2 protein-coding genes are annotated in these 1336 nt (G+C 60.8%); both read left to right on the top strand.

The window, feature by feature from the left end; translation table 11 throughout:
* The first annotated feature begins 207 nt into the window (after positions 1–207).
* Positions 208–612: a hypothetical protein gene (locus ACFPN9_RS26335; RefSeq protein ID WP_377817913.1), complete on the top strand. Its 405-nt coding sequence runs from the start codon at positions 208–210 to the stop codon at positions 610–612.
* 145 nt (positions 613–757) lie between these two features.
* Positions 758–1090 (top strand): hypothetical protein, encoded by a 333-nt coding sequence (locus ACFPN9_RS26330; protein WP_377817912.1) that lies wholly within the window; start codon positions 758–760, stop codon positions 1088–1090.
* The last annotated feature ends 246 nt before the right edge of the window (positions 1091–1336 follow it).

Raw genomic sequence — 1336 nt, 5'->3', positions numbered from 1 at the left:
GAACTCTGAACCTCTTGCTCTTCCATGCCGACCTCCTCTCCAGAGGGGTCAGTTCCTCATGGCGTCAGGGGGGCAGTTTGTCGTGGCGCCTGACACCAGAGTCCAAAAGCACCGAGGAGGAGCCCGGCCCGACCGTGGATCGACAGCCGCTCGACATCGAGCTTCCCCAATTATGAGCGCGACAAGAGAGCTTCGGGATTCACGGCCATGAGCAGGTTTCAGTCCGCCAGCTTCGAAATCAACGGTCGCGTGGCTCACATGCAGCCCCTTCAAACGGTGGTAAAGCTGACCGTGGCGGTGTCCAACCGGACATCGTCAGGCGAGGCACCTAGCACCTGGAAGGCGGCTGGGACCGCCGTTTTCGGCCTCTCAGTCGAAGACCCGGGGCTGAGGGAGTACGTCACCCAATTCGTCGCGATCGGTGACCTGGTGCTGATCAAAGGCAATCTCTCTTCGACGCACTTCAACGGCGCACAATCGCCGAAACCATCATCAGGTATCCGCCTTGTGGTGACGCACATCGTGGCCGTCCCGAAACGGCAGGCCGATCGACTGGATGCTATTCCTCCGGTGGCGGCCGACGCCGCCTCGAGCGGCGAGCCGTCCTTCTAGGCGACGACCAAAAAGTGACGAAAAACCACGCGAAAAACCGCGCATGGCGCTTCTCTCGTTAGACAGGCGAATGCCCGGGCTCTACATTGCCAGCGGGCATATTCGCCCCTTCCCTGCCGGAGATCACATGATCGGGCGTCTTTGCATGACCACCTTCGTCGGGCTGATGGCACTCGGCGCGTCGTGCGATGAGCGCGGTTCGTTCGACATCAAGACCATGAAGGTCAACATGACCACCGTGGCTCACTGCATCGACCCGCGCAGGATCGACCTCAAGCGAGGCCTTCAGGAATCATGTGAGGTCGTGGGCGCCATCTTCGGCTTCGGCAAAAAGAACTCTTCGAGCTCTGCTTCTGCCGCCGGCGGCTGGTTTGGAGGCTCCGCACAGGCTGCCTCGCCGACAAGCTACTATCCGGCGCCGCAGCCGACACAGAGCTACTCGCAGGCTTCCGGGGCCAGGGTCATCCACCTGAATTGAGCGAGATCAGATTGCGTCAGGGGGCCGGAATTTCCGGCCCTTTTTTGTTGCCGATCAACCTGAGACCACTCGGCTACGAGGCCTCCCAGCAAACGCGCTGGCCTCACTATCGCTTGCACATAAGCAGAAACGAAAACGGCCGCTTTTGTTGTAGCCCCCAAAAGCCCGGACATTTCTCACGGTGCTGCTTGGGCCGCGATGAACTCGCGGGGTGAACGATATCCGAGCGCCCGATGCGGGTGAAGC

The organism is Allobosea massiliensis (assembly GCF_042655245.1).
Lineage (GTDB): Bacteria > Pseudomonadota > Alphaproteobacteria > Rhizobiales > Beijerinckiaceae > Allobosea > Allobosea massiliensis.
The sequence above is the reverse complement of the archived record's forward strand: the minus strand, read 5'-3'. Positions and strand labels throughout refer to the sequence as shown.